This is a genomic window from Methylomusa anaerophila, assembly GCF_003966895.1.
GTDB classification, from domain to species: domain Bacteria; phylum Bacillota; class Negativicutes; order Sporomusales; family Sporomusaceae; genus Methylomusa; species Methylomusa anaerophila.
In genome coordinates this window covers 2,299,001-2,322,837 of the sequence record NZ_AP018449.1, presented here as the reverse complement: position 1 = coordinate 2,322,837, position 23,837 = coordinate 2,299,001, and the positions used below count along the sequence as shown (strand labels likewise).

Here is a 23,837-nt window from a genome sequence, read left to right as displayed (position 1 = left end):
AGCAAGATTTGTCGACAAGCTGCTAATAAGTCAACCGGTCAATGTCCCCAGCATCTGCACATCGTAGAAATAGAAAACCGGCCTATCCGGCCGGCTACATATCTGAATTAGGGAATTGATTTTTGAACTGAATACTAATTGCTTCTACTGGAGCGAAAAGTGCGGCAACAGGTACGTCCAGTCCCTCCGCAATTAGCAAAAGCATATCCAGGGAAAAACTTATTTGTATGTTTGGTGCTTCAATTTTACTTAAATGACTTGCACTAATATCAACCTTTGCGGCGAGTTCTTCCTGGCTTAGTCCGCGCAGATTGCGAAAAAATGCAATCCTCCTTCCGACTTCCTTATATATCGGAAAAAATTTATCGGTATCCTTTTTTCGCATTCGATTAGCAACGCTCCCTATATTAATAACTAACACTCCTAACGAAAAATACTCGTTATGTCTATTATACGGAGGTTGCTAAACCAATACACCTGTCTAAATTAGACTTTTTTATTCTAATCCGTAGATATATATGGTATAATATGGGTAACTTTTCCGATATAAGTAGTTAAGTTGCTGCTATCAACTATCAACTATCAACTATGTTAAAAGGTGTAATTATAAAAATGCATAAATCACAAAAATACGAACAAAAAGAAACTGAATTATGCGATAAAATTCGAAACTTATTAGAAGAACTTGATCGGCTAGATAAAGAGGGAAAGGATACAACCGAAACTCTTATGCGACTTGAGACGGCGCTGGAAGACGTACGGTTGTTCAAACAAAATATATGTAACTAAAATAACTCCTCTTCCGCGCCAACCCTCACTCCATAGATCGTTAAGTTATTGTATCGGAGGAACTTCGAGGAACATCGGCAACGAATACTTTAAAACCTTATTAACTCCATTGCTTTTAAACCTTACAAACATTTTAATAGGCTGTATCTCTGCTCCAAGCCACTTTTTAATATCATAAGTAGTTAGTCCAAGGTCAATTACCTTTTTCTTCCTGGCTACTCCTGTACTGATCGTTTCCCATAAAATATTGTAGTACAGGTTATACTCTTTATTAGCGCTATAGTCCCTTCCGATGTAATAGGGAACCAGTATATTATTATTCTCAAAGTTGATAATGCAGGCTAACAGTTTACCCTGCTGGTCACGAATTGTCGTTGCAAAGGTTTGAATATCCTTAAGATCACAAGAGGCAATGAAAAAACTTTTGGGAACAGGTTCGGTCCTGAATTCTTTGGCACGATACACCACATTTAGGTAAAGTGGATACATCTCATCCACAAGATTGCAGGACAAAGGCAAGTTATATTCTTCCCCCTTCCCGGAACTTAAACATAACTTTCTAACAAGCAACAGAACCAAGTCTTTATTGCTAAATAATATAATGCATATCACGGCTTTTGAAGCTTAAAACCGAATACCGACCATTTCCATTAGGTACTTAGCATTGGTTGTATTTGAGCGGCCTAAAAGCAGATGGTAGTCAAAGTGAATCTCTTTATTGCTGTAAGTCTCAGTAAAGTGGTAATTACTAATTTTAACTCCACTTTCATTTTCCAGGTCAATATAAAGGCTACATTCTTGACTGTATTGGGCGATTAAATTCCCTTGTCTCCCAACCAGCCAATACCGGGTCTTAGCCATAAGCGAAAGTCAAGTAACACGGTGGAGCGTTGGCTAAGACCCGGTATTGGCGCCTACCCGCCGACAAGTTTACTTTCAGCCATACAAAAAAATCACTTGCCAACACACGCTGACAAGCGATTTTTCCCGTTACCCTTCCTTACTCCACAGTCACACTCTCGTCAAATTGCTCCCCAATAATTTTTGTGGTCCGGCACTATAGGACATTAAGGAACGTCAGGCTGTGCGAAAACGGCATCCCCAAGTGTGTCCGGATGTCCCCTTGTCCCCAATACAACAATCTTCCCGTCCTACAGTCATAACCTGCCTTAGAGGCAGGTTATGACTGTAGGACGGGAAATTTTATGTAAATATTTCGAATGATTTGTTAACATATTTTAACGATAAATAACAATAAAACAGGACTAAAGTCACAGGATATTTCTTGAAAATGTTGAAATAATGGGACTAATGACAAACTTACAGAATAACTAATATTTAATGCAAAGGGGATAGGTGTATGAAAGAATTGCCGGTAGCCAAACTATATCCGGAGATGATTCTGGCCCAAAATGTCCTATGCCCGCATACCCAAACGCTTCTCCTTAAAGAGGGGGTCAAGATAACCGAAACCCATATTGATTTATTGCGGACCCGGAGCGTAAAAACTGTGTGGATAAATGATCAATATACCCTGACTGTCGATATAAAAAAGATTACTTCCAGAGAAATAGAAAACCTTCTTTTGGCCCAGATTACTCAGTTTGCACCCAATCGCATCGAAGCCAACACATCCGACGAAATGATCCGAGTATCCCAGACGGCGCAGGCCATTGCCAAAGACATCGCAATTGATCCGGCCGTAGTTCGCTTTTGTACGGAAATGAAATTAATGAATAGTGACTTACTTTACAACCACTGTGTTAATACCTGTGCATTGTCGCTTTTGGTGGCAGGGGCAATGGGACTTGGGAAAACCAATATGACAGTCATCGGCACAGGGGCAATCCTGCATGATGTGGGTCTTTGCGAGATGCCGCACTTGTTGACAGTAGCGCAAAGAAACAAACAGGAAGAAAAGTTATGGCAGGAGCATCCGCAATATGGCTACTATTTTGCCCAGGAAGCGGGTATTCGTAAAGAAATTTGTGAACTAATTCTATACCACCATGAATATTGGAACGGATCAGGCTATCCCAAACAGTTATCCGGAAGCAATATTCCCCTTGGTGCGAGAATTATTGCCGTGTGTGATGGGTATGACAGTTTGATATGCAGGGATAAATATCCCAGGTATCAGGCAATCGAATATTTATATGGGAGTGGCGGAATTCTACTTGACGGCGAAATTGCCAATGTAATGTGCAATAGTCTTGCCGTCTACCCTCTCGGCTCCGTAGTCCGCCTATCTACCGGTGAGGTCGGAGTTGTGGCGAATGTACGCCAAAATTTAGGCCCCCGTCCGATCGTTCATATTTATTATAATCATCTGAACAAACCGTACACTACCCCGAGGGAAATAAATTTAGGCAAAGAGTTAACCGTATTTATTAAGGAAATCCTGTAAATACAGGACATTGCAGCATTAAAGAGGATATTATTATCAGTCAAGCCGGGTGATGACAATCTGACTCAGGAGCACGGTTCTCAGATTCACTGGTGGCATTAGCTTTAGAGCCCTAATGCTCATATTAATATGAGTCGAAGAACCGTCCCCCGACTCACGTTCATTTTCACGGTCCGGCACTATCAGCCGTTTTTTTTTGTAAATAAGACGCCCGGGCGCCGACGGCAAATAATAAGATCCCCAGAACAACAACCACACCGCCAAGGCCAAACATGACGGCATAGCCTCTAAGTTCACCGATAATCCCTAAAACGACCGCCCCGGTTGTAATCCCCACATCCATGAAGGAAGTAAAAACAGCCAGCGCGCTGGCCCGTTCCCGGGGTGAAACCTCATCCACGACGAACGCGTTCAAAGCAGGCATAAAGGCGCCAAAACCAAAGCCAAACAAACCACCAATAAACGCCAAGCCGTAGATTCCCTGCAAAAACGGCAACAAAAAGGCCGCAATGGCCACAAACGTCAGGCAGGGGAGAATTACGGCGCGCCGCCCGAAACGGTCTGACAGCTTGCCGGCAACTATCCGGCTGATCAAAGTAAAGGCCGCATAGGTTGTAAAAAATATCCCGACCTGGACGATTCCCCGTCCGGGCGCGTATACCGGCAAAAAGGTAATAACCGCGCCGTACACCGTCGCGGCGGCAAATAATGTGAGCGAAGCCACCAGCACCGCCCGCAGGCGGATTACGGCCAGAATACTGACATTGGGCGGGCCTTCTTCTGACGGTTTCCGCTCATCAATACCGGCGACCGCCAGGAAACCGGCCGCCGCGGTAGCTATGGCAACCATAAACAGGGTTGAGAAATCCTGACTGCCGGTTATAAGTGAACTGCCCCAGGCGGGAAACAGCGCCATGGCCAGCACATTGGCCGCGCCATAGATACCCATGACTTCGCCCCGCCGCTCGACTGGAGCCAGATCGGCAACATACGCGTAAGCGGCCGCCAGGTAACTGCCATGCGCAACGCCATGCAGTATTCTCAATAAATAAAGCGGCACCACGGCCTGAATCCGGTCATAGAAGAAAAACAGCAGCGCAAAAAGCCCGGCCCCGAACAGCAGCAGTTTTTTCCGGCCATATTTGTCGGCGAGTTTACCGCAATACGGCCGAATTAGCACCGATACCATCGTAAAAAAGCCGGTTACCAAACCAATCTGACTGGTTGTGCCGCCCAAACTGGCCACAAACTGCGGCAATACAGGCAACAGCAAATAAAAACTGCCAAAATACAGAAAGCTGGAAAGACAAATACAAATAAAATTCTTGGATAGCAACTTAAACTGGCTCATTTTGTAAATACCATCTCCTCTTTCGCCAAAACAAAGCAGGTACTGCCTGGGTTGACCGTTAGAATATTTTTCCTGTTCCCTGCAAAATATAAAATATTCCTGTATACTAAATAATATAGGTTTTTTGAGGATAAAGGAAGGTGGCTGTCTGTGAAAATAGTGAAATATGTGCTTTGCATTGTGTTCTTGGTGGCTTTGGCCGGCGGCGGATACCGCTTGTACAAACTTTCCACCCAGCCTGTTTATGCCAATGTCTTGCCCCGGGATGTTACCATTTTGACCAGCCAGACGGTTTGGCCTCATATTGAAGATTTGCCTGACAGCGCCGTGCAAAATCAGCTTAATCAATATTTTCAGCAGGAACTGGATCGGTTTACCGGCAGCGTTGAGGGATCCGGCGCCTCGGTACAAGTGGATTACCGGGTGGGTTTTAACAAGAACAATATTCTCAGTCTTACCGTTACCGAGTTTGTTTCCCCGCCGCGGGCCGCCCACCCGATGACTTATCTGAAGGCTTTTACAGTCAACCTAAAAACCGGCCGTCTGTATCAATTCAGTGAATTATTCAGCCCGGACAGCGATTACCGCTCCCGTATTAACGCCATCATCCACAAACAAATCAATGAGAAGCAAATTACCTTCATTACCCCCTATGACGGCATCAAGGAAAGCGGGCAGGAATTTTATCTCACGCCGGCCGCCCTTGTTGTGTACTATCAATTGTATGAATATACGCCGTATGTTTATGGGTTCCTGAAATTCCCCATTCCCCTGGCGGACATTGCCGATCTATTAATGCCGGAAGTCCGCCAGGCGGTTCCCTAGCCGCCACTACGGCAAAACAGTCCTACTTCTGCGAAGATCCCACAGCCGCATTACAAGCCTTGAACAGCCAAGGATTCGGGATCGCCGGCCGGAAAAATCTTTAAGGGAAATGAGGGAATTGCCTTGTATCATACTTTTACCTGCACAAATTCGGCAGCCCTGCAGGACTTCATCTGCAAATACCAGCAACAGGAAAATTTTATGGTTTTTTGCAAAGAATGTCACAATTATAACAACCTTTGGTCCTGCCCGCCGCTGCAACTGGATGTCAAACAATTTCTCCGCGATTTCAACTATATTTATGTTGTTGGCGTCAAAATAATTTATGAGCCGGCAACCATTAAGGCCGCCAATACCGCTGAGAAAATCAAAGAGATTACCATGAGTACATTACGGGAGGTAAAAACCAAACTGGCCGATACCCTGCTGGCCCTGGAACAGCAAATACCCGGCAGTGTCAGTCTGGCTTCCGGTGGCTGCCACCTTTGCGACCGCTGTGCGAGACGCGATACCCTACCCTGCCGGCATCCGGAAAAAATGCGCCATTCCCTGGAATCTCTCGGGTTTGATCTCACTACAATTACAACTGATTTATTGGGAATCGAATTAAAATGGTCCAAAGACAGCCTGCCGGAATACTACACCCTAATACACGCGCTGTTAACCAAACAGTCATTGGGAAACAGGCTGGATAATTTAAAAATATAGCATTTTTACAGTAAAAAACACAGTCCTGCCACTGCCAGGCAGGCTGTGTTTTTGTGTTTACGAAAACTGAAATAAAACGTCATGCATCTGTTAACAAGTCAACTCTTGCTAAACGCGGAATTTGGCCACGGTCGCCTGAAGTTCCTGCGCAAGTTTTGCCAAAGCTTCGCTAGAACCTGCGATTTCCTCCATGGAGGCCAGTTGCTCCTCGGTAGCCGCCGAGACGCTCTGGGCCTCGCCCGCCGATGACCTGCTGAAGGCGTCGATCTTTTTGACCGAGTCAACAATCTGCTGGCTGCCGGAAGCCATTTGCTGGATGGCCGCCGAAATTTCCCTTACCTGGGCTGAAACCTGAGACACTAATTCCACGATTTCCCTAAACGCAACGCCGGCGGCGTTAACTACTTCGGCCCCGGTCTTTACTTCCCGCGTGCCGTCATCCATAGCCGCGACAGCCTTGGCGGTATCGCCTTGTATTTCCCCGATCAGTTCGGCGATTTTCTTGGCCGCTTCCTGGGACTGCTCGGCCAGCTTTCTTACCTCTTCCGCGACTACTGCAAAGCCCCGGCCCTGCTCTCCAGCCCGCGCCGCCTCGATGGCCGCATTAAGCGCCAGCAGGTTGGTCTGGCCGGCAATACCTGCGATGGTATCGACAATTTGGCCGATTTCCTTTGAGCGTTCGCCGAGCTTAGCCACCACCTTGGCGGAAGTGTTGACAGTATCCTCAATCTGAACCATCTGACTAACCGCCTTTTCCACCGCATGGCCGCCTTCCTTGGCTTTCTCGGCCGCCTGGGATGATTGTACGGCAACCTGGTTCGTATTGGCGGCCACGTGCTGGATACTGGCGGACATTTGGTCCACAACCGCTGTGGCCTCGTTTGCCACCACAAGCTGTTCGTTAGCCCCGTTGGCGACGCCGGTAATAGAAGTCGCTATCTGATTGGCTGCCTGGGCCGACTGTTCCGAACTGGCGGTCAGTTCCTCAGACGCCGCCGCAACCTGCTCGGCGTCGGTATGAATTTGTTTTATAATATCCCGCAGGTTGCCGGCCATCTGCTCGAAGCTGCGTCCCAATCGTCCGATCTCGTCGTTGGAGTTGACGTCCAGCTTAACTTGACGAATGTTGCCGCCGGCAATCTGACTGGCCGCCGCTTCCATTGTCTGAATGGGCCTCGCGATGCGGCGGGCGAACCAGGCGATGAGCACAGCCGCAACCAGCAGGACGACAATGATGGTCACAAGCGAAATGACGGTAAGGGAGGCAACGATCCCGGTCACTTCATCGGCCGGGACACAAATGGCCAGCGACCATGCGGTTCCGGGAACAGGCGCGTAGCTGTAATATTTGACAACCCCATCGGAGGATTTCAGGGCCAGCAGTCCTTTTTCCCCTTTGACCATTAATTCGGTCAGTTGGCGCTGAGCTGGGTCGGCATTGGCGTCTTTGATGGGATTGCTCTTCATCACCGTCTCTTTGTCAGGATGGATTATCCTGAGACCGTCCCCCTGCGTAACCATCGCATAGCCGGTCTGGCCTACCTTGATATCGAGAATTTTCTGCGTCAGACTATCCATATTGATTGTTCCGTAAAGAACGCCGATGATTGCACCGTCATTTTTCACCGGTACGGCCAGCGGCACCATGGTTTTACCAGTCGTCTTGGACGTTGTCGGGTTGGAAATAATCTTTTCTCCTTTGATGGCCCGCTGGAAATATTCCCTGTCCGCCAGACTGCCTGTCGCGCCGGAGGAATTCATATAGGTGCCGTCAGGTTTAATAAAACCGATCGAATCATAAACCTTATTCTCTGCCACCACATCTTTTAGGAAAGGCGCTATTGCTTCTAGGTTGCCGGACCGGACAACCGGCGCCAGCGACATAACACTCACTTCCGACTTACGTATCTCCAGCCAGTCACTCACATCCCCAGCCGAAATTGCCGCCATTTTTTGAATGTCGCTGGTTATATTTTCCGTAACGATTTCCCGGGCCCTAAAGTAGTTTAGCCCGCCAAGCGTGCTAAGCGCCACCAGGAAAATAACTATGATCGTAACCGTTAATTTCATCTGAATGCTTTTCATGCTCATCTCTCCTCGTATAATAAGTTTTGTAGGCAATAATCCGCCATTGTTTACAAAGCTTATTTTATTTTTTACTACCCGGATTTGAATCCCCTGATGCTAAAATATTCGTAAGAGAATTTAGCAAAGGTAACGTCTGATCTCTCCTGCAAAACCTTTTGGTTATTGCTTATAAAGCGTGACGCCTGCCTTATTCATCCAATACCGCTAACACAGATGTTGCGTCTCTGGGCGAAAGCTTTCCAGCAAGCTGCTTTCACAGATGAATGCTGATTATGCGAGGGTGCGGTCAGTGAGTAAGATCAGGGTATTCCTTTCTATCTTCCCTATTTTTTGCCAAAAAGGAGGTGAAGTTTTATGAAGAAGGCGGATCTTCTTTCTACTTTATTTGTGGGGATTGACGTAAGTTCCCGAGAAAATGTCGTCTGTGCTATTGATTACGAAGCACAGAAACTTCTGCGGTTTTCTGTACCGAACAATCACCCGGGAGCCATTGAAATGGCCGAAAAACTTCATGCCTTCCTTTATGGAAACCGTGACATCAACAAGCTGATGCTTGCTTTGGAGTCCACATCTTTCTACGGAATTCATATCGCCAATTATTTGTCTTCCTGTGAGCTGTTAATGCCATTTCATACTCACGTTTATTGTTTGAACCCCAAGATGATTGCCAATTACAAAAAATCGTACATCGACTTAGGGAAAAACGATGCTGTTGACGCTTTTGTAATCGCTGATTTTGCCAGAGTCGGCCGAATTACTACTGCGCCTTGGCGCGGCAGCCAGTTTCTTGCTCTGCAACGCCTGACCCGCCATCGTTTACATATCGCCGCTTCGCTTACTCGCGAGAAAACCTATATGCTCTCGAATATATTTCTTAAATTCAGTGAACTTTCTATGCTCGACGAAGATCAGCAGCCGTTTTCCGACCATTACGGTGCTACGGCCTCTTCGGTTTTAACCGACTTCCTCTCTACCGAGGACATTGCCAATATGCCGCTGCAAGCACTGATTGATCATATTGGCCAAAAAGGTAAAAACCGGTTTGTAAATCCTGGCCATACAGCCTCTTTACTTCAGCAGGCAGCTCGCAATTCTTACCGATTGGATAAATGCCTATATGAACCTTTAACCCTCTCTATCGCCTCATCTTTCAACCTTATTTCCGCTTATGAGTCCGAAATAAAGGCCATTAATAAGGCAATTGAAAAAAACCTCAAGGGGCTTGACCCAAATGCTTATCACTCTCTCTTGTCCATTCCTGGCATCGGCCCGGTTTACGCTGTCGGCATCATTGCGGAGATTGGCTCCATCGACGCCTTTAACTCGCACAGTGCTCTTGCTAAATATGCCGGTCTTGTTTGGCGTGAAAATCAATCCGGCAATTTTAGGGCTGACGACACCGTTCTTTCAAAAGCTGGCAATTCCTACTTAAGATACTATCTAATTGAAGCTGCCAGTCATGTTAAGAACCATATACCGGAATACGCAGTTTTTTACCACAAGAAATACGATGAAGTTAAAACTCATCAGCATAAACGCGCACTCGCACTTACTGCTCGTAAATTTATCCGGCTGATTTTTGGATTGCTGGCCAACCATCAGCTTTACTCTAAAAGTAGAGTAAGCCAAATTTAATGATTTCCATTTTTTAACTTTTTCTCCTTCTTGAGGAAAGAGCTTATTAGATTTACCCTTTTTTGGCGCATTGCTTACGATATTTATTTTTTATGAGCTTGACATATTACCAGATTGCTCGCAACAGAATGATCTAAGGTAACATACTCTACTTATGTTACTTTGCACAAAAAGGTGATACTTGCGTTTTGCCAGCTTTTTGCAACATATTATATACTTTAATGGATAATATGTTACTTTAGGGAGATGTGATCAAAGTGGAGTATGTGGAGCCGATCCGAAACAAAAAACAGATCGATGCTATCAAAAAGTACTTAGCGGGCAAAAATTTACGCGATTACCTTCTTTTTGTTTTAGGCATCAACAGCGGTTTACGAATTTCCGATTTATTATCCTTGAAAATCAATGACGTGAGAGAAAAAGACAGAATTGTACTCCGGGAAAAGAAGACTGGAAAAACCAAGGATTTTCCCCTTTCGGACACCTGCAAAAAGGCGATTCAGCAGTATCTCGCCAATATTGACCATCAAAGCAATTGGTTGTTTAAAAGCAAAAAAGGCGATCGCCCCATCAGCCGCATACAAGCCTATCGAATTATCAATCGTGCGGCGCGTTCCATAAATATTAAGGATGCCATCGGAACTCATACATTACGCAAAACCTTCGGCTATTGGGCATATAAAAACGGAGTGGACGTGACTAAAATTCAGAAATTACTTAATCACTCAGCTCCCAGTGTAACGTTGGCTTACTTAGGGATAACAAAAGAAGAATTAGATAATGTCTATATTAATTTAAATTTATGAAGTTGTTATCTTTATCACTTTTATAAGGCTTGAAGCCCAAAATTGAAAAAAATATCGAATTTCAATAAAAATTATGTCGAAAAAGAGGAAAAAATGAAAAAAGGGCGAACTTTACTTCTATGGAAATAGTTAGCAAAGTAACATAAGTAGAGTGTGTTACCTTATATATATTGCTTATATCTACAAATTACATCTTGCACAAATTTCGGTGGTTGAAATTTTAGAATGGCCGAGAAAGTCACGGATGTAAAGGAGCGGTACACCCGCTTGCAGCGTATACATGAACATATGATCCGAAGGGTTGGCGCTATCAGCCCCCGTATTGGACTTTCACCAACAAGTAATCGCCCATGCTGGGCCCACCAAAAAAAAGAAGGCTAAACGAGGCCTTCTTTTTTTTATATAGCCATATGAATCTCCCATCGCCCTGGTCTTATATCTCCGAGAAATCCCGAACTAAACGTTTATTACATAATATCATCTTTAAGGTGCGATTTTTTACCCCGTACCAGGGAGATTATAGCCCCGAAATAGGCTATGCATGCTGCTACAAAAAATGTATCTCTCATGGCATACATCGCCGGATGAGAAAGATTTTGATAGGTTACCATCTGATTGGCGAACACCGCCCCGCTGACCGCCACGCCCATAACCTGACCGACATTACGCATGGTGGCAATCATTCCTGATGCAACCCCCATATGGCTTTTGGGAACAGCGCTCATTATTGAGTTATTGTTTGGTGACTGAAATATTCCTGACCCCAGACCGACAAAGACCATACCTAGAACGATAAAAGGAATCCGCGGATTGAGAGCAACCAAACCGACAATTAGCATCCCTGTGCCGACAAAGGCCATGCCAGCTACCGTCAATACCCTGAAGCCCAATTTATCCGACATTGCGCCTGCTTTTGGTGAAGAAATCATCATCGCTACCGGAAAAGCACTGATAATACAACCAGCAGTACTAATAGGCAAATTCATCTGCGAAATTAAGTAAAAGGGCAAGAGGAAAGTCAGGGTATACTGAGCTAGATAGTTGATTAACGCTGCCATATTTGAGGCGGCAAAAAAACGGTCGTTGAACATCGATATCTGAATCATCGGTGCAGCGCTTTTCAGTTCAGTTAGAATAAACACGGTAAAAAATATTACCGTCACCGCCAGTAATCCGAGGATAATATTCGAAGTCCAGCCCCATGCCTGGCCGTGGCTCATGGCGAGCAAAAACGTCGTAAGGGCAACAAAAAGTGCCGCCGCCCCGGCGACATCAAACTTTTGCCCACTGGTCTTAGAACCAGGCAGTATCTGATAAGCCAAGATACAGCCGATAAATCCGACAGGTATATTAATGACAAAGATAGATTGCCAACCAAAGTAGCTTACCAAAAGTCCTCCCAACGAAGGACCGGTAGCAAGACCCAATGACACAAAAGTCAAGGAAATACCTATGGCCTTGCCGCGTTCTTGCGGGCCAAAAGTAGCGGCAATAATCGCTTGAACCACCGCCAACACCATGCCGCCACCGATAGCCTGCAGTGCTCTTGCGGCAATAAGATAACCAATCGTCGGTGCTATACTGTTAAAAATTGAAGCCACTGTAAAAATGCCAAATCCAATCACAAATATCGGTCGATGCCCGTACATATCACCCGCTCGCCCATATGTGAGCAACATGCTGCTTATCAGGAGCAGATAAACCATTACAACCCATTCAACACTGGATAAAGGCGCATTGTAAAATTGTGTAATGGAAGGGAGCGCAATGTTAACAATACTGGCATCAAGGGTCGTCATAAATACGGCTACACAGCTGACTGACAAAATCATCCACTTACGTAATTCGGGATTATCTAATTGAACCATTTTCTCAGCCCCTTTTTTGTCCCAAAATATCCTGTACTGCTTAAATAGGCGAAAGTAGGCAAATATACAATCTAAAATTCCGGTTAGAATTCAATTTAATGATCTTTGGAATTTTGTAATATTTGTTCAAGGACACGATTAAAGATCACGAGATCTTCATTTGAGATACCTTTAAGTTCTTGAGTTTCCAAATCGATAACAGTTTGGAGCCAGATAGGAAGATGCGATCTAGCCTTATCAGTAAGAGTCACCTTTTTTTCACGTTTATCCTTATCATCTGTGCTCCGTATAACCCACCCCGCTGCTTCCAGGTTGCAAATTGTTTTAGAAATAGCAGGAGCTTCTATAGATAATTGCTCACAAATTTCTGTTTGTGTTAATCCATTACAATATAAGAGGCGGGCAATAACAGGCCATTGACTACTCGTAATTCCTGTTGCGGAGATTCCTTCGTGTAGTCTCTTCGAAAGTACCCGTCCTAAAATATTAATGCGATGCCCCAAGTGATAAGGTTTCATGTACTACCTCCATTAATGCAAAGTACGTTTATAGAACACCGGCTACTCCCCGGTTTTATCCACTGTTTAAAGGCTTTTACTAGCCAAAAGGCATATAATTAATTTGTTTCCGAACAAATTAATTATATGCCTTTTAAAAGAAAAATAACACAAATTTATTGGTAGGGACCCTCTACAACATTTGATTATCTGGCTGTTGTCAGTTTTGCCCGAAATATACATCAATCACACTTCTTGCCTCCACCCCAGCCAATACCGGGTCTTAGCCATAAGCGGAAGTCAAGTAACATGGTGGAGCGTTGGCTAAGACCCGGTATTGGCGCCTACCGCCGACAAGTTTACTTTCAGCCATACAAAAATTGCCTGCCAGCACACGCTGACAGGCGATTTAACGTTACCCTTCCTTACTTCACAGTCACACTCTCCGCCAAATCCCTCGGCTTATCCACATCACAACCCCTGGTCACTGCCGCATAATACGCTTCTTTTATTTACAGCGAAGTTTACACCCATCCGGTTGTGTCTCCCGTTCGGGCAGTCATAAGCATCGCTCTTACGAGGCAGCCCTCTAAAAAAGCCAGACATTCAAATTCCAAAAATAGTGAAGCATTTTTATCAAACAAAATCTGAACTTCGCAGGGAAATTCATCATCGCCATCCTGATAAATGATTTGCAGGGGGATTTTCGGCAATACGTTCAACAGCCATGAATAGCCACCCGATTTCATCTTGCCGTTAAAAACCCCGCCTAATTTGCCCATAGTTTCTCTAAATGCTTCATAATTTTCACTAAATGCTTTACCGAGCGGGTCGGTCATCCATTTTATATTGCTGCTGAATGTTATCCCCGGACCGGTATGATAAGAAATCGGCACATACGAAAATTCAGGTTCACCCATGCCTTGAGACAATGTGTAGTAAGCCAGCACACTGCGATTGTTGACATTAACCGACTTACCATCCGTCGGATTAATACCGTGGGAACTAATCCCATATTCCCGGCCAAGAAACTGGACAGATAAGGTACCGTCCGGCTGAAGTGATAGGCCAAGGCGTTCGGCGATTTCAAAAAAATCGCATTTGCTCAATTTAGGAATGAGGCCTTCATAAATTTGTTCATAGCCGCTACCCATAAGATACTCCTTTCTATTTTGATTAAAATGCACCGTGTTCCATCAAGACGAAAACATTTTTTGATGATCCAGGAATTCATAGTTCCCTCAATTTCAAACCAATATTATAGCGGGAGACTTGCCGTAATTGCTTTCAGGTCTCTTCGGAGCTTCTCCAATTCATCAATATTTTTGCTTATTCTGTAAAATAACAGATATCCTTCATATATGGCCAGGACATGATCAGCAATTAGAACTGCTTTTTCCTCAGCTATCCCGGATCTTTTGAAAACATCAGCAAATATGCCCACAACTTTTTTTATTGATTCATAATATTTATCCGCGATATCCGGCTCCAAAAAGGCAATTTCCATGCCTAAAACAGCTAACGGACAGCCAAAACTTTTTTTCTGTTTCGCTCTTTTTATGATATCTCCCATCAGTTTCTCAATAAAATCTTCCCATGTTCTGCCTTCTGCAGCTTTTGAAATTTCGGATATTTTAATTCTGCTGTAGTAATTAGCGACTTCCTTAGCCAACTCTTTTTTACTTGCGAAATAAAAATAGAACGACCCTTGACTCATGTTGATCAACCTAAATAAAAATTAGTTTCTAATTGGTGTTTTATAGGATACTCTACAAATTCGTTCTTATAATGTTTTTGCTTCTTAAATAAAAAGAAAATTCCCCATGCCATATTAGGTATTATACTTGCCAGTTGTCTAGCAATAAATGAAGGAAAAGGATAAAAATTACTGCCCCTAAATGCTTCTAGTTTGTAACCGCCAGGAAAACATTCTTCGATAAAGTATAATAAGTCTTCTTTTGTAAATCCTCGTATGTGTGCTGAATTTGCTTTAATAGAAGTTGGGTGTTTTCCAGCAAATAATAACAACCTATTGTGCAAAGACGCCAAATTAGGAACTCCAATGATCAGGTACCCATTAACAGTAAGAATACGCGACATTTCGTGAAAGATCCAAAAAAGTTCCTTAGTATGCTCCAGAATCTGATTGGCAATAACGACATTCGTTGATTCGGTGGGTAAATATATTTCGTCCCGTTCTATGTTGTTTTCTATTACTCGAATATGTCTACTCAATAAATGATCAATATATGGTTTATACAATTCAACTGCATATAATTCTGCAGAAGCATTCAGTTCTCGCGCGATATCTAAATCGCTTCCAAGACCAGCACCGAAATCTACAACAGTTTTAAATGGAACTGACAATTGTAAAAATTCTCGAACGTGATTCCTACCATAATTTAGAGAACGATCAATAATCATAAGTACTCCTTTAAATAGATAATATGAATGGATGGATTTCATTGTAAATGTTATTCCAAATATAATTGATTAAAATACTACTTTAATGCTTTTTTATGGTGGGCGATATTTCTTCCTCTTCCTAAATTCATTTATCACTTATTTCCCATAAGCATACAAAACTCCTGCCAAATCCACACGAAATTGGCCAGGAGCTTTTTTAGCTGTTTTACCAATGACACGGTTTCTCCCCAGCTAATCTTAAACGCTCAATAGACTTACTAACCTTGAAATAACAACATTCATTGGGGGGATAAGACTCACACCACTTACCCTAACCCAGCCAATACCGGGTCTTAGCCATAAGCGGAAGTCAAGTAACACGGTGGAGCGTTGGCTAAGACCCGGTATTGGCGCCTACCGCCGACAAGTTTACTTTCAGTGCTATACAAGAATCGCCTGCCAGCACACGCTGACAGGCGATTTAACGTTAACCCTTCCCTTCCTTACTCCACAGTCACACTCTTCGCCAAATTCCTCGGCTTATCCACATCACAACCTTGGTCACTGCCGCATAATACGCCAGCAATTGTAACGGAATAACCGCCAGAATCGGCGTCAGATACTATTGGTAGCCAGAATGAAAATAGTATGATCCACATATTTGTTAATCTCAGTGTCACCCTCAATACCAATAAACACAGAAATGAGGCGAAGAACGGTCCCTCGACTCTATCTATTCTCATTCATCAATTTTAATTTGGCCACATTTTCTTTCGTACTCAGCTACATACTGTTCAATAATAAACTCGATTTCCTTGTTGGTTGACCGTTTGTTTTGTTCCGCGATAAAACGTATTTTATTCAGCAACTTTTCGGGAATTCGAAGTGAGAAAGGTGGAAGAGTTGAAGGCATTTTATTATCATCCCCTACCTATACATGCTGTCATTATTCTACCAATATGAATGCACTAAATATACATGCACGGTGACATCATAATTAATTCATTTCTATATTGACATTCCCAATTCATCCCATTTATAATAACGGCAGGTGAATTCACCTCGAATTCACCTGCCGAAAAGCAATTTCATTCAATACTATGTCAAGTAGGAAAAAAGTTAAATCAAAAGTCAATGTCTAACCCCGAAGCTTCCTGCGAAAAAAAATTCTCCCTCCAGCCAATTTTTATTAGATGCTACAATAAGTGACTCCCCTCTGCTTCCTTCTTTTGAATATCCGAAGGAACCATCCTTGTTGCGTAATTTTTTGCTCTTTTTAATTGTTATTGCAAGATAAAAACAGGGGTTTTTTAGTGGTTCAAAACCATACCCTGCTTCCATGTCCTTATTTCCACACGTAAACATCAATTATTGCTTATTGTTTCTAACAATTTTTGAAGATACTCTCTTTGCTCAGGCGTTAGTTTCTTAACGGTATCCACAAGTCGGCGAATTTCCGGGTCTAGCTCCTGACCTTGCTCAGCAAAGAAATCGGAAAGGGAAATATTTAACGCCGTACAAATGGCTTCCAAAGTTTTTAATGATGGTGTACTTTTCCCCCGCTCTATATCACTCAAATACACTCGGTCAATACCAACTGTTTCTGCTAATTGGTTTATTTTCAGGCCAGACTGTTTTCTTATTTCTCTAATGCGTCCACCAATATTCAATGTGACCATCCTTAGTAATGTAATATATAACCTTACATTAATGGTACATGAAATATTTTACAAGGTCAAGATATAGGCTGACAATCAATGAATTTACCTAAAAAAAAGTCAATTAATGTAATATTTTAACTTACATTAATGTTGCAAGACGTAGTATGTAAACTTACAATATATTCATGGAGGTGGCAACTGTGAAAACAGCATTTAAAGTTGGGGTTATACGGCGAAACAAACAAATAAAACAGGCGGACTTAGCCGCCAAAGTAGGAATTTCACGGGAACATTTATCCGCTGTTGAAAATAACCGTGAAACACCCTCCTTTAGTCTTCTGGAGAAAATCGCCACAGTTCTGGGAGTCAACGTAACTGAACTTCTAGATGATCAATCTACTAAGCTACCTCAGTTGTAAGTATCACCGAACTTTTAAATTACCAACCTGCTACTACCAAAATGGGTAACGGACGGGAGGAGAGAATCGTGTCCAAACAACATCTAAGCGATTTTCAAATAGGCTATGATTACGCCCGCCATCAACATGATCTGTTGGGTGAATATACTCCCCAGAATATTTTGGAGCTTGCTATGATATTTTGTTTTCAAACAGGAAATACTGCTGAACTGGCAAAAGGTATGGGGGTTTACTATTTAGAGCTAGGAATAAAAAAGATTATTGCGCAATTTAATTGTCACTCAGATCAAAGCAAAGATTTTACAGTGGTACATAAAGATTAAGTTTTGGGAATTCATGGATCCGACTTGCATTATAAGTTCTAAACAAATGCAAATAACGCAGCTATGATTCGATGTCCCCGCAATGTCCCCAAATACAAATGTCGATGAGTCACCGAACCGTCCCTCGACTCATTGTAAGCATAACACTATTCGCGTTTGACAAGGGTGAAGAAATCAGCACGCACGAATCTCACGGCGATGCGTTGGTGTATATTTTGGATGGCAGCGCATCCATTACCATCGGTGGTAAAGCATATGCCCTGGAAGCTGGGCAGAGCGTTGTTATGCCTGCCGGCATACCGCACGCGGTTGAGGCAGCGGCGCAGTTTAAAATGCTGCTCGTAGTGGTATTCTCACTATAATTTCAGAATGGACGGGCTCTTAACTATACGAAGAACGAAATCGCTTAGCGCGATGGCTAAAAAAATATTATAAAAAAAGTAAAAAGTATCTCTTTTTGTGGTATTGTTTAATCGCCAAACCAAACAATCCAAGAAAGATACTTTTTACTTTTATGATTATATCATGCACAATCAGCCAAATACATACCCGCAGTAAAACAATTTTTATAGTGCCGGTATCTACGGAGGATGGGTTCCAACCAATGTCAGAGTGATTAGAAAAGTATATGTTCATAATATTTTCCGGTTATACACCATCGACAATTATTCATAATGGTGCCACATACTAATTATTTTTACAACTTTTTCAGTTTCATGTACTGAATATACAAGACGGTGTTGAATGTTAATACGTCTCGAATATGCACCAGAAAAATTACCGACAAGTTTTTCATACGGTGGAGTATAAGGGTTTTCTTTAAGTAGAGACAAGAGACGTTCTATCTTATCCTGGAAACCGGCCTTATAAGCCTTTCTCTTATCTTTTAAAGCATCTTTGGTATAGAGAATTTTCCACGGCTCATCCATTATTAGTTATCCTCTACACATTCATCCAGCGGAGTATTAAGACCTTTAATTATTTTTTCTTTCATCCCCGGTATATTAATTAAATATAAGGTTTCCTGAATAGCTGTCCAGTCTTCTTCAGATATCATTACTACGTTGCCGGTTTTCCCAGTTATGCAAATAGGCTCATGAGTTGCAATAACCTCTTCCAAGACCTTAAAAAAATTATTTCTTGCCGTTGTGGCATTCATTACTGACATATTTAAACCTCCCCTTAATGTACTGGATAATGTACGCTTAATATAATTATAACGTACATAATTATGTACGTCAATAATTATGTACCAACGTTGTCGAAAAAAGATTCCCGGTAGTTTTTTTTCATTAAGATCTTGCGCGAATGCAATTTTTATGCCAATTAGCGGATTTTATTATGAAATAATTTCCGCTCATGGCGGGAGTTACACAATAGATGGAGTATAATTACGAGTGGAGATTTTCCGGTGAAATCTTCTAGGATAAATAGCAAAGACCACCTACAGTTTACCGTTGGCGTGATTCCACCAGTGGCGTTACTTGCTCCGAATTGACCGTTCTGGCGGGAACGGAATTATTATTCCTTCCTGTTGGTAACGGGCATGAAGTCTCTTCATGAATTCATGGCGGATCAGGTGCTGGTCTGTTACGTTCTTTACTCGCAGGATAACATTGAAGTTAATGCTGGACTCGGCGAAACTAAAGTACCGGACCAACGGCTCAAAACTTTTAACACCTCCCGCGGTTTCTTGAAGAATTTCTTTGGCGACCGCGACGGTAACTTTTTCCACATAATCCATATCACTTTCATAACTTACTCCTATGAGAATGGCGACGGAACATTCGGCAAACGGTTGTGCATAATTGGTGATTATAGATGAAGCAATTTTTTGGTTGGGTACGACCACCATATTCTCAGAGGGAGACTTTATTGTGGTATTACGCCAGTTCATATCCACTACATGACCTTCTTCGCCGGTTGACAGTTTAACGAAGTCACCCATCTTGATTTGTTTGGACACCAAAATATTAATGCCGGAAATTAAATTCGCCAAAGTGTCCTGCAGCGCCAAAGCGGTAGCCAAGCCGCCAACGCCCAAAGCTGTGATCAACGGAGAGATCGAAACTCCGAAAGATTCAAGCAAAACCAATATGCCAATAGCGTAAACGGTCAGGTCGATTGTTGTGATTAAGATCGAAGTGGAAGCGAAGTTTTCGGATGTTTTTCCGAGCTTATACTTAAGATAACCGGAGCACAGATGCGCGACCATGAGGGTCAGGGACAGAATGACAAGAGAGTGGAACAACCTTTGGAGAAATAGTAGCGGCCGCGGCGGAATTGTCAGGATTTCCATTGCAGCGTATAGGCCAATGAGAATGCCCAACAGCGTAGGTATTCCCCTAAATGTTTGCTGCAGCAGGAAATAAGAGATATTGGTTAATCTTGCGATTATTTTGAGCAGTTTGGAAAATACCAACCGCAGTATGATGATGCCTAACGCTAAACAAATGAAGTAAACCACCAAATGCGTTTCGAAGCTGCCGTTTATGATTCTGTTTCCTATTTCAGTGAAAAATTCAAGCATTGTTTCCTCCCGTAAAAATTCATTTTATGTAATAGATATTATTTTGTTAACTACCCCTTTTTTCCCTGCCATTGATCGTTTTCATTATCCTTAGTTCCCTTGTTTCCTAAAGTCTTACAACCAACATCCTTAACAGCACTAACTCTACTAAGCAAGTTTCCGTCGCCGGCAGAATGGTCAAAGAAAGATAATCGCGAGGCGATAGTGACTATGTTAGAACCTCTGCCGCGACAAGGCAAACTCTATGGACAGAAGAAATATGAAGCCTTATTGAGTGTCTCCCGTATATGGAGGTTATCGGTATTCCGCTGGCGGCCAATTTTGCTACTGTTCAATTGCACGCGAACACAGTGCAGTTTCTAGATGCTCAAATTAAAGCCATTGACAATAAAATTGACGAGTTATCCAGGCAAATACCTGAAATTGTATTACTTAGAATATTATTGCTGCTTTTGATGCCAGAAAAGGACCGTCCCCTAATGTCTCTCTAAAATCCTTAAAATCACTTTATCTCCATGTCATACTAGTTATTTCACTTCACAATACCGCCGCAAGCATTTTTCACAAAGAAGACAATCTGTGCTTTCCTGATCGGCACTTAAACATATTAATCGATATTCATAACCGATAAGGCGGCTGTTCTTACCGTATATCGGCTCTCTCTCATGTTTGATCAAAACTGTTTTTGGCCGGTGCGCACAGCTTTCTTGGGCTATATCGACCGTTTCCCACATAATCATTCACCTTGCTATAGTCTGCTAGGGTCAGTTTATCATACCAATGTTACAGATTTGTTACCAATTACTAAACCTGACATTACCCACTAAGACAGCTCTCGAAGTAGATGAGATAGCCTGTCCACAGCATCATTTAACTCTACCATTTTTTTGTCATCGAATGCTTCCAGTCTAGCAGCCAGCCCTTCGCGGGCTTCTTTTTCTATGTTCGCAAGCAGGACTAGCCCCGCCTCGGTAAGGCTTATTTTAATTATCCGCCGATCCAGGTTATCAAATTCTCTTTTGGCAATTCCTTGCAAAAGCAGATTGTCGACAAGGCGGGTCAGTTGTTGCTTTGATATCCGTATTTCTTCGTTAAGCACAACTTCCAGCTAAACCCATTCCAGAACGATCTGTTTTTATTCTGCGACCGACGGCGTGATCGATTGAAGGCACTTTACTGGGAAGGTGATGGCTTTGTTCTTCTTTATAAACGACTGGAAAGCGTAATGTTCCAGTGGCCCAATGACACGGTTTCTCCCCAGCTAATCTTAAACGCTCAATAGACTTACTAACCTTGAAATAACAACATTCATTGGGGGGATAAGACTCACACCACTTACCCTAACCCAGCCAATACCGGGTCTTAGCCATAAGCGGAAGTCAAGTAACACGGTGGAGCGTTGGCTAAGACCTGGTATTGGCGCTCACCCGCCGACAAGTTTACTTTCGCCCAAAACAAATCGCCTGCCAGCACACGCTGACAGGCGATTTAACGTTACCCTTCCTTACTCCACAGTCACACTCTTCGCCAAATTCCTCGGCTTATCCACGTCACAACCCCTGGTCACTGCCGCATAATAAGCCAGCAATTGGAGGGGAATAACCGACAGAATCGGCGTCAGATACTTATTGGTAGCCGGAATGAAAATGGTATGATCCACATACTTGTCAATCTCGGTGTCACCCTTGAACCCGATACCGATAACCACAGCATCCCGCGCCTTTACTTCCTTAATATTGCTCAGCATCTTCTCGTACACATCCAGCTGGGTAGCCAGCGCAATAACGGGTATGCCTTCGATGATCAGGGCTAATGTGCCGTGCTTCAGCTCACCGGCTGAGTAGGCCTCGGCGTGGATATAGGAGATCTCCTTCAGCTTCAGCGAGCCTTCCAGGGCTACGGCGTAGTCCAGGGAGCGGCCGATGAAGAAGACGTCTTCGTTGAAGCCGTATTGTTCAGCGAAGGTCTTGATGGCCTCCACGTCTTCCAGCAGTTCGTGGGCCTGGGCAGGCAGGTTCTTGAGGCCATGGCAAAGTTCCTTGCTGGTTTCCGGGGGGATAGTCCCTTTCAATCCTCCCATATAGACGGACAGGAGGGCCATGACTATCAGTTGGGTGGTATAGGCCTTGGTAGAAGCGACGGCGATTTCGGGACCGGCCCAGGTGTAGATGACGTGGTCGGCTTCGCGGGCGATGGAGGAGCCGACAACGTTGGTCACTGCCAGGACGCGGGAGCCTTGTTTTTTGGCTTCCTTGAGCCCGGCCAAGGTGTCCAGGGTCTCGCCCGACTGGCTGATGATGACGGTGAGGGTATGCTCATCGACGAGAGGGGAACGGTAGCGAAATTCGGAAGCTACGTCCACTTCCACCGGGATACGGGTCAGTTTCTCGATGAGATATTTGCCCACCATGCCGGCGTGGTAGGCGGTACCGCAGGCGACGATGGCAACCTTGCGGATGGAAGCCACATATTCCTTGGTCCAGTTGAGTTCGTCGAAGATTACGCCGCTGTCGTCCTTGGCAAGCCGCCCGGTCATGGTCTCCCGGATGGCCTTGGGCTGCTCGTAGATCTCTTTGATCATGAAATGCTCGTAGCCGCCTCTTTCGGCTGCTTCGGCATCCCAATTCACCTCGAAAATTTTCTTGGCGACAGGCACGCTGCGGCGGTAGTTCAGCACCTGCACGGAATCTTTCGTGACAACCGCCATCTCACCGTCGCTGAGGATATAGGTCTTGCGGGTGCGGCTGATGATGGCGGGAATGTCGGAAGCGATATAGTTCTCCCCGTCTCCCAGGCCGATAACCAGCGGGTTATCCTGCTTGCTGCAAATAATTTTGTCCGGGTCGCGTTCACTTAAGAAAACCAGGGCGTAGGAGCCTTCGATGGTGGACAGGACTTTTTGGACGGTGGCTTCAAAGTCGCCGTTGTAGTATTCTTCCACCAGGTGAGCCACCACTTCGGTGTCTGTTTCCGATGTGAATTTGTGACCTTTGGCCGCCAGCTTTTCCTTAAGATGCAGGTAATTTTCCACAATGCCGTTATGCACGACAACGAACTTGCCGGTGCAGTCGGTATGGGGATGGGCGTTGGCGTCGGACGGACGGCCGTGAGTGGCCCAGCGGGTGTGACCGATACCGATGTGACCCTGAAGCGGCTCAAGTTCTACCTTCTTCTGAAGAGCATTGAGACGTCCCACGCTTTTCGCCACATTAATTTTTTCGCCGTCGAAGACGGCAATACCGGCGGAATCATAGCCCCGGTATTCCAGCTTGCTCAGACCTTCCAGCAGGAAGGAAGCAGCCTGGTTAGCACCAATATAGCCCACAATGCCACACATATATGAAAATCCTCCTAAAGTCAAATTTGAATGCCGGGACAGACTTATCCCGTGACTCCCTGCTACCGCCGTTTTGTGCCGCAAGTCGCCTTGCGGTTTTGTCGGCAGGCTGACGACCACAGGCCGGGCCGAGAGGCATCCGCTGACTGCTCGATGAACCTCTTCCTCGTCTGCTCGGATCTATTAT

The 23,837-nt window shown here is 44.1% G+C and carries 27 protein-coding genes and 1 pseudogene; 10 read left to right on the top strand and 18 right to left on the bottom strand.

All coding sequences use genetic code 11. The features are described from left to right. Positions 1 to 94: 94 nt before the first annotated feature. A complete protein-coding gene (locus MAMMFC1_RS10515; RefSeq protein WP_126308470.1) occupies positions 95 to 385 on the bottom strand; it encodes a helix-turn-helix domain-containing protein in 291 nt (96 codons plus the stop codon). Positions 386 to 588: 203 nt separating this feature from the next. On the opposite strand from MAMMFC1_RS10515, the gene MAMMFC1_RS22355 reads away from it, so the two are divergent. Continuing rightward, positions 589 to 789: a hypothetical protein gene (locus tag MAMMFC1_RS22355; protein ID WP_145987634.1), complete on the top strand. Its 201-nt coding sequence runs from the start codon at positions 589 to 591 to the stop codon at positions 787 to 789. Positions 790 to 834: 45 nt separating this feature from the next. On the opposite strand, the gene MAMMFC1_RS10510 is transcribed toward MAMMFC1_RS22355, so the two are convergent. Continuing rightward, positions 835 to 1,359 (bottom strand): GNAT family N-acetyltransferase, encoded by a 525-nt coding sequence (locus MAMMFC1_RS10510; RefSeq protein ID WP_232035768.1) that lies wholly within the window; start codon positions 1,357 to 1,359, stop codon positions 835 to 837. A 790-nt stretch (positions 1,360 to 2,149) separates the two neighbouring features. Here MAMMFC1_RS10510 and MAMMFC1_RS10505 point away from each other — a divergent pair. Beyond that, positions 2,150 to 3,196 carry an HD-GYP domain-containing protein gene (locus MAMMFC1_RS10505; RefSeq protein WP_126308468.1) on the top strand — a complete coding sequence of 349 codons (1,047 nt, stop codon included), beginning with the start codon at positions 2,150 to 2,152 and terminating at the stop codon, positions 3,194 to 3,196. A 166-nt stretch (positions 3,197 to 3,362) separates the two neighbouring features. Here the strand turns inward: MAMMFC1_RS10505 and MAMMFC1_RS10500 are convergent, their stop codons facing one another. Next, positions 3,363 to 4,547 carry an MFS transporter gene (locus MAMMFC1_RS10500; RefSeq protein WP_158618730.1) on the bottom strand — a complete coding sequence of 395 codons (1,185 nt, stop codon included), beginning with the start codon at positions 4,545 to 4,547 and terminating at the stop codon, positions 3,363 to 3,365. Positions 4,548 to 4,697: 150 nt separating this feature from the next. Here MAMMFC1_RS10500 and MAMMFC1_RS10495 point away from each other — a divergent pair, with 150 nt between their 5' ends. Continuing rightward, positions 4,698 to 5,372, top strand: coding sequence for a DUF3298 and DUF4163 domain-containing protein (locus MAMMFC1_RS10495; RefSeq protein WP_158618729.1), 675 nt, complete (start codon positions 4,698 to 4,700; stop codon positions 5,370 to 5,372). A gap of 123 nt (positions 5,373 to 5,495) precedes the next feature. Then, the gene (locus MAMMFC1_RS10490) at positions 5,496 to 6,080 is read left to right on the top strand and encodes a DUF2284 domain-containing protein (protein WP_126308465.1); all 585 of its coding nucleotides are present in this window, start codon (positions 5,496 to 5,498) and stop codon (positions 6,078 to 6,080) included. A 108-nt stretch (positions 6,081 to 6,188) separates the two neighbouring features. Here the strand turns inward: MAMMFC1_RS10490 and MAMMFC1_RS10485 are convergent, their stop codons facing one another. Continuing rightward, a complete protein-coding gene (locus MAMMFC1_RS10485) occupies positions 6,189 to 8,165 on the bottom strand; it encodes a methyl-accepting chemotaxis protein (RefSeq protein WP_158618728.1) in 1,977 nt (658 codons plus the stop codon). Between the two features lie 357 nt (positions 8,166 to 8,522). Between MAMMFC1_RS10485 and MAMMFC1_RS10480 the strand changes: the two genes are divergently transcribed. Together MAMMFC1_RS10480 and MAMMFC1_RS10475 are read left to right on the top strand one after the other, a co-directional pair. Next, positions 8,523 to 9,803, top strand: coding sequence for an IS110 family RNA-guided transposase (locus tag MAMMFC1_RS10480; protein WP_126308463.1), 1,281 nt, complete (start codon positions 8,523 to 8,525; stop codon positions 9,801 to 9,803). 257 nt (positions 9,804 to 10,060) lie between these two features. Beyond that, positions 10,061 to 10,609 carry a site-specific integrase gene (locus MAMMFC1_RS10475; protein ID WP_232035767.1) on the top strand — a complete coding sequence of 183 codons (549 nt, stop codon included), beginning with the start codon at positions 10,061 to 10,063 and terminating at the stop codon, positions 10,607 to 10,609. 467 nt (positions 10,610 to 11,076) lie between these two features. Here the strand turns inward: MAMMFC1_RS10475 and MAMMFC1_RS10470 are convergent, their stop codons facing one another. The 9 genes and pseudogenes from MAMMFC1_RS10470 to MAMMFC1_RS10435 all read right to left on the bottom strand — a co-directional run bounded on the left by MAMMFC1_RS10470 (position 11,077) and on the right by MAMMFC1_RS10435 (position 17,050). Beyond that, a complete protein-coding gene (locus tag MAMMFC1_RS10470; protein ID WP_126308461.1) occupies positions 11,077 to 12,477 on the bottom strand; it encodes an MFS transporter in 1,401 nt (466 codons plus the stop codon). A 95-nt stretch (positions 12,478 to 12,572) separates the two neighbouring features. Further along, entirely contained in the window at positions 12,573 to 12,995 is a 423-nt protein-coding gene (locus tag MAMMFC1_RS10465; RefSeq protein WP_126308460.1) for a MarR family winged helix-turn-helix transcriptional regulator, read from the bottom strand. Between the two features lie 503 nt (positions 12,996 to 13,498). Next, the gene (locus MAMMFC1_RS10460) at positions 13,499 to 14,128 is read right to left on the bottom strand and encodes a DUF3786 domain-containing protein (RefSeq protein WP_126308459.1); all 630 of its coding nucleotides are present in this window, start codon (positions 14,126 to 14,128) and stop codon (positions 13,499 to 13,501) included. Positions 14,129 to 14,232: 104 nt separating this feature from the next. Further along, a complete protein-coding gene (locus tag MAMMFC1_RS10455) occupies positions 14,233 to 14,646 on the bottom strand; it encodes an LmrA/YxaF family transcription factor (protein ID WP_158618727.1) in 414 nt (137 codons plus the stop codon). Between the two features lie 50 nt (positions 14,647 to 14,696). Then, positions 14,697 to 15,398, bottom strand: coding sequence for a class I SAM-dependent methyltransferase (locus MAMMFC1_RS10450; protein WP_158618726.1), 702 nt, complete (start codon positions 15,396 to 15,398; stop codon positions 14,697 to 14,699). 485 nt (positions 15,399 to 15,883) lie between these two features. Next, positions 15,884 to 16,082, bottom strand: a pseudogene (locus MAMMFC1_RS22350) (glutamine--fructose-6-phosphate transaminase (isomerizing)); the annotation flags it as partial. A gap of 37 nt (positions 16,083 to 16,119) precedes the next feature. Continuing rightward, positions 16,120 to 16,293 (bottom strand): Arc family DNA-binding protein, encoded by a 174-nt coding sequence (locus MAMMFC1_RS10445; RefSeq protein ID WP_126308456.1) that lies wholly within the window; start codon positions 16,291 to 16,293, stop codon positions 16,120 to 16,122. A 218-nt stretch (positions 16,294 to 16,511) separates the two neighbouring features. Beyond that, positions 16,512 to 16,721: a hypothetical protein gene (locus MAMMFC1_RS10440; protein ID WP_126308455.1), complete on the bottom strand. Its 210-nt coding sequence runs from the start codon at positions 16,719 to 16,721 to the stop codon at positions 16,512 to 16,514. A 23-nt stretch (positions 16,722 to 16,744) separates the two neighbouring features. After that, a complete protein-coding gene (locus MAMMFC1_RS10435; protein WP_197723972.1) occupies positions 16,745 to 17,050 on the bottom strand; it encodes a helix-turn-helix domain-containing protein in 306 nt (101 codons plus the stop codon). A gap of 191 nt (positions 17,051 to 17,241) precedes the next feature. On the opposite strand from MAMMFC1_RS10435, the gene MAMMFC1_RS10430 reads away from it, so the two are divergent. From MAMMFC1_RS10430 to MAMMFC1_RS10420, 3 genes are all read left to right on the top strand, one after another. After that, positions 17,242 to 17,460 carry a helix-turn-helix domain-containing protein gene (locus MAMMFC1_RS10430; protein ID WP_158618725.1) on the top strand — a complete coding sequence of 73 codons (219 nt, stop codon included), beginning with the start codon at positions 17,242 to 17,244 and terminating at the stop codon, positions 17,458 to 17,460. 68 nt (positions 17,461 to 17,528) lie between these two features. Next, the gene (locus tag MAMMFC1_RS10425) at positions 17,529 to 17,783 is read left to right on the top strand and encodes a hypothetical protein (protein ID WP_126308452.1); all 255 of its coding nucleotides are present in this window, start codon (positions 17,529 to 17,531) and stop codon (positions 17,781 to 17,783) included. A 104-nt stretch (positions 17,784 to 17,887) separates the two neighbouring features. Continuing rightward, positions 17,888 to 18,145: a cupin domain-containing protein gene (locus MAMMFC1_RS10420; RefSeq protein ID WP_269471875.1), complete on the top strand. Its 258-nt coding sequence runs from the start codon at positions 17,888 to 17,890 to the stop codon at positions 18,143 to 18,145. A 303-nt stretch (positions 18,146 to 18,448) separates the two neighbouring features. On the opposite strand, the gene MAMMFC1_RS10415 is transcribed toward MAMMFC1_RS10420, so the two are convergent. The 4 genes from MAMMFC1_RS10415 to MAMMFC1_RS10400 all read right to left on the bottom strand — a co-directional run bounded on the left by MAMMFC1_RS10415 (position 18,449) and on the right by MAMMFC1_RS10400 (position 21,412). Beyond that, on the bottom strand, positions 18,449 to 18,712 hold the full coding sequence (locus MAMMFC1_RS10415; protein ID WP_126308450.1) for a Txe/YoeB family addiction module toxin: 264 nt from the start codon (positions 18,710 to 18,712) through the stop codon (positions 18,449 to 18,451). 2 nt (positions 18,713 to 18,714) lie between these two features. Beyond that, positions 18,715 to 18,951 carry a type II toxin-antitoxin system Phd/YefM family antitoxin gene (locus MAMMFC1_RS10410; RefSeq protein WP_126308449.1) on the bottom strand — a complete coding sequence of 79 codons (237 nt, stop codon included), beginning with the start codon at positions 18,949 to 18,951 and terminating at the stop codon, positions 18,715 to 18,717. Positions 18,952 to 19,263: 312 nt separating this feature from the next. Then, positions 19,264 to 20,313, bottom strand: coding sequence for a mechanosensitive ion channel family protein (locus tag MAMMFC1_RS10405; RefSeq protein ID WP_232035766.1), 1,050 nt, complete (start codon positions 20,311 to 20,313; stop codon positions 19,264 to 19,266). Between the two features lie 823 nt (positions 20,314 to 21,136). After that, on the bottom strand, positions 21,137 to 21,412 hold the full coding sequence (locus MAMMFC1_RS10400) for a helix-turn-helix domain-containing protein (RefSeq protein WP_126308448.1): 276 nt from the start codon (positions 21,410 to 21,412) through the stop codon (positions 21,137 to 21,139). Between the two features lie 30 nt (positions 21,413 to 21,442). Between MAMMFC1_RS10400 and tnpB the strand changes: the two genes are divergently transcribed. Beyond that, a complete protein-coding gene (tnpB, locus tag MAMMFC1_RS22890) occupies positions 21,443 to 21,595 on the top strand; it encodes an IS66 family insertion sequence element accessory protein TnpB (protein ID WP_126310559.1) in 153 nt (50 codons plus the stop codon). Between the two features lie 222 nt (positions 21,596 to 21,817). Here the strand turns inward: tnpB and glmS are convergent, their stop codons facing one another. Continuing rightward, complete coding sequence (gene glmS, locus MAMMFC1_RS10390) at positions 21,818 to 23,650, bottom strand: glutamine--fructose-6-phosphate transaminase (isomerizing) (RefSeq protein ID WP_126308447.1); 1,833 nt, start codon at positions 23,648 to 23,650, stop codon at positions 21,818 to 21,820. Positions 23,651 to 23,837 lie beyond the last annotated feature (187 nt).

Coding starts and splice junctions, on each gene's coding strand:
- MAMMFC1_RS10500 (WP_158618730.1), bottom strand. CDS start 4,547: ATGAGCCAGTTTAAGTTGCTATCCAAGAATTTTATTTGTATTTGTCTT.
- MAMMFC1_RS10515 (WP_126308470.1), bottom strand. CDS start 385: ATGCGAAAAAAGGATACCGATAAATTTTTTCCGATATATAAGGAAGTC.
- MAMMFC1_RS10440 (WP_126308455.1), bottom strand. CDS start 16,721: ATGGAAGCAGGGTATGGTTTTGAACCACTAAAAAACCCCTGTTTTTAT.
- MAMMFC1_RS10480 (WP_126308463.1), top strand. CDS start 8,523: ATGAAGAAGGCGGATCTTCTTTCTACTTTATTTGTGGGGATTGACGTA.
- MAMMFC1_RS10465 (WP_126308460.1), bottom strand. CDS start 12,995: ATGAAACCTTATCACTTGGGGCATCGCATTAATATTTTAGGACGGGTA.
- MAMMFC1_RS10410 (WP_126308449.1), bottom strand. CDS start 18,951: ATGTCAGTAATGAATGCCACAACGGCAAGAAATAATTTTTTTAAGGTC.
- MAMMFC1_RS10415 (WP_126308450.1), bottom strand. CDS start 18,712: ATGGATGAGCCGTGGAAAATTCTCTATACCAAAGATGCTTTAAAAGAT.
- MAMMFC1_RS10460 (WP_126308459.1), bottom strand. CDS start 14,128: ATGGGTAGCGGCTATGAACAAATTTATGAAGGCCTCATTCCTAAATTG.
- MAMMFC1_RS10450 (WP_158618726.1), bottom strand. CDS start 15,398: ATGATTATTGATCGTTCTCTAAATTATGGTAGGAATCACGTTCGAGAA.
- MAMMFC1_RS10485 (WP_158618728.1), bottom strand. CDS start 8,165: ATGAAAAGCATTCAGATGAAATTAACGGTTACGATCATAGTTATTTTC.
- MAMMFC1_RS10445 (WP_126308456.1), bottom strand. CDS start 16,293: ATGCCTTCAACTCTTCCACCTTTCTCACTTCGAATTCCCGAAAAGTTG.
- MAMMFC1_RS10505 (WP_126308468.1), top strand. CDS start 2,150: ATGAAAGAATTGCCGGTAGCCAAACTATATCCGGAGATGATTCTGGCC.
- MAMMFC1_RS10405 (WP_232035766.1), bottom strand. CDS start 20,313: ATGCTTGAATTTTTCACTGAAATAGGAAACAGAATCATAAACGGCAGC.
- MAMMFC1_RS10470 (WP_126308461.1), bottom strand. CDS start 12,477: ATGGTTCAATTAGATAATCCCGAATTACGTAAGTGGATGATTTTGTCA.
- glmS (WP_126308447.1), bottom strand. CDS start 23,650: ATGTGTGGCATTGTGGGCTATATTGGTGCTAACCAGGCTGCTTCCTTC.
- MAMMFC1_RS22355 (WP_145987634.1), top strand. CDS start 589: ATGTTAAAAGGTGTAATTATAAAAATGCATAAATCACAAAAATACGAA.
- MAMMFC1_RS10420 (WP_269471875.1), top strand. CDS start 17,888: ATGAGTCACCGAACCGTCCCTCGACTCATTGTAAGCATAACACTATTC.